The organism is Streptococcus sp. DD11 (genome assembly GCF_001578865.1).
GTDB classification, from domain to species: Bacteria; Bacillota; Bacilli; order Lactobacillales; family Streptococcaceae; genus Streptococcus; species Streptococcus panodentis.
This window is the reverse complement of sequence record NZ_KQ969393.1, coordinates 70,947-74,099: the sequence shown is the minus strand read 5'-3', so window position 1 is coordinate 74,099 and position 3,153 is coordinate 70,947. Positions and strand designations below refer to the sequence as shown.

1 protein-coding gene is annotated in these 3,153 nt (G+C 49.1%); it reads right to left on the bottom strand.

Annotated features, from left to right (window positions below; all coding sequences use genetic code 11):
- On the bottom strand, nt 1-3,153 hold a 3,153-nt coding region (locus tag STRDD11_RS03635), incomplete at both ends, for a glycoside hydrolase family 70 protein (protein WP_241209302.1).

The window sequence follows — 3,153 nt, the reverse complement described above, 5'->3', positions numbered from 1 at the left end:
CGTCTTATCATAATAATACTGATTGCCTTCTTCATCTTCACGAAGAGCATCGCGGAGCTGGATACCGTTTTTGAGGAAGTACAGTTTCTTGCCGCCCAGTTCATAAGCGCCGGTCACTAGGTAGCCTTGCTGATCAAAGTAATACCAGTTGCCCTGCTCGTCTTCGATAAAGGCATCCTTGGCTTGATAGCCGCTGGTTGAGAAGAATTTAATCCCCTTAGTATCGCTCTTAAAGCCAGTCTCAGCCTTTCTGTTGAGGAGCTGCTTCGGAAGGAATGTATAGCCTTTTTCCGTTGACAGGTACTCATTGCTGGCCCAGTCTTTCAGGACATAGTAAGCACCGCGGCCCAGAATATTGGTGCCATTGAAGTACTTAGCAGACCACTGGGTGATTTTCTCATCGGTGGTCATTTTTTGACCGGTGGAGATTTGCTTGCGCTCAAAAATTGACGGATACTTAGCCTTCAGCTCATCCAGGAAGGCGCCCCCGTATTTGCCTTGATAGTCCTTGCCGTCTGTCTTGGTGTTGGCTACATAGAGGCTTTCCTTGATTTCTGCGCCCTCGCGGTAAACACCGTAGTTATTCACCCGGGTTGCTGTCACTACTTCTTTGCCCGGCAGATTGTAAATCTGGTCTGGCACCCAGTCTGCAATAGCCTGAATATTGACACTGTGCAGAGCACGCAGGACATTGAGCAGATCTTCCAGAGAGCCGTATTTATTGTTCTTGCTCAGGGCCATGTCGTAGCGGTCTTCAAAGGCATACCCGTTTTGGATAATGGAATCAAGGAAACTTCCGTCCTGACTGGACACATACTGCGGCGGCAGCTCAAAGGAGGTGACTCCCCACTCTTTAAAGAGGTTGACATTCTTAGCAATGACTTTATTTGTGTACTGGTCGTCTCTTTCTGCAAAGTCTTGGAAGTTAGAGAACCCTTCATAAATCAGCTGTGAATCAAGCGCTGTGCTGGAATTGTAAACCTGACCGCCTTTGGACTTGCTGTTGCTTGGAGCTACGCGGACATCTTGGTCTTCTGTCGCACCGACCGGCACCCAAACCGCCAGATAGCCTGACACCTGTACATTGCTGTAACCGGCAATATCATTCATATCAAAGGTCAGGATACCGTTGGCATCGGTCTTCTTCCACAGGGAGCTTGGCACCTCTTCATCTGACAGATAGCGGCTGATGCCGTCTTTAGTCGTCAAGAGCAGCGGACGGTAATATTGGTTCTTGTGGGCTGCTCCCATATTAACCTGCAGCTTGTCCCAAGTATTCAGTTTGAGATTCGGATTATTAGAAGCAATAACCGCCATCCCTTGGGTACGGGTTTCCGCTGTCCCAGCGTCGCTTGCCTCATTGGCACCCGTTCCGTAACGGACAGAGGACAGGATGCCATTGTATTCCCACTTGCTGCTGTCACGAGCTACGCCCATATAGTCCACTTTCATGTCCTGGCCGCCGGCTGCATACTTGATACGGGCACGCATGAGGGCATCCAAAGCATCGTAGTAAGGCGATTTTTCAGCCATGTACTGGCCGTCATCTGTATAAAGGTCGCCGTAGTAGACACGGGTAATGGAGTCCTTATTGGACAGCATCAGGGCGTAAGCTGTCGGAATGTTGAACTGAGTATATTCCTTGTCAGCCTTGCGCATATCAGCATTGTAAATCTTGAAGGCTGCTTTCAGCTCATCCATGGTGAAGGTCAGACCATCTGTATTGGGATTGATATTTTTCTTGATAATATCGGCAATAACAGTCTGTACTTCGCTGTCATGAGCCCGTACAAAGACATAGTTGGCCATCCGCTCAGTATTTTTATTGGCCTTGGAGCGGTCATTGAGACTGTTGCTGATGGTTGGCTCTACACCGCTGCGGACACTCAGAGGACGCAGGAAAGAGTAGAGAAGAGACAGGCGCAGCTTGTTGTCGATCGGCAGCTGAGCACCCTTATTGTCTTTGTTATAGTCTGGATCATTGTCAGACCAAGCTTCCAGAATGGACAGATGCGCAATCGCCTTGGCTTCGCTGTCATTGACCCCATAGTAAGCCTTGAAGTAGTCAGAAGCAATCTGCAGGAGGTCGGCATTGACATTGTCCACTGCATCCACCCGCACTCCGTCAAAGTTAGCAGTCGGATCATTGGCTACGATACTGCCGAAGTTCATCATAAAGTGGAGCCAGTTGAGCTGTTCTGCCTGAACAGCCGGATTGGAATTGTCAATATCATTGGCCAGCAGAAATTCGTATCCGCCGTTTGACTGATCGATAAAGTATTTTGGTGTCCCGGTTTGGCTGGTCGGTGTGCGGTTCAGCAGACGGTAGTCTGAATTAGCATAAGAAGTTCTCTTATTATTGGTATAGAGCAGAGCGCCGCCTTGCAAATGATCTTTGTTGTCCCCAAATGTTTCGGACTCAGTAGAGATATTCCAGTTTGGCTGGGTCTTGACAAAGGCTCCCATCAGGGTTCTCAGCCAGGTCGTGCTGCCTTCCTGACCGATTTTTTCCTCGATCTTTCTTTGGACATTCTGAGCAGCCAGAGTCAGGACAGACTGCTCTGCCTTGCTTTCAAAAGCGGCGTTGCCTCCCAGTCCCTGCTGATTCATGTAGTTGAGGTAGTTGATCTGAGTCTGCTTGTCAGGCCACCAAGCCATCAAGAGCGGACGGAAATCCTTTTCTGTTGATGCAGTCCAGGTCGTGCCGTTTTTGAGAATTTCTTTTGGCCGGTACCAGCTGTCGGCCGTCAGGTAGTTGTCTACCGTTTCAATGTCCTTGGATGTAGTGCCGTAGAAGGCATTTTTTCTGGTAAATTCATTATTAAGACTGGTCGTTCCCTGCTTGAACTGATATTCAGCAGAGTCCAGCAGAGCACCGGTTTCCGCATCAAAATACAGGATTTTGCCATCCAATTCAAGGACAAAGTTCTTCTTAACCGTGCCGTCATCCTGAACATAATACTGCTTGCCGTCAATCGTCTTGATATGAGCCAGCGCATCCTCTTCATGCCCTGTTTTATCTTCTGCTGCGGCCCGATTTTGAGCAGCGGCTAATCTTTCAGCCGCTGTCTTTTGACCGGCCACAGCTTCTGGGCTGCGGTCCTTATTCAGAAGGGCTTTTTGGGCAGCAGCATTGTCAGAAACAGCTGACTC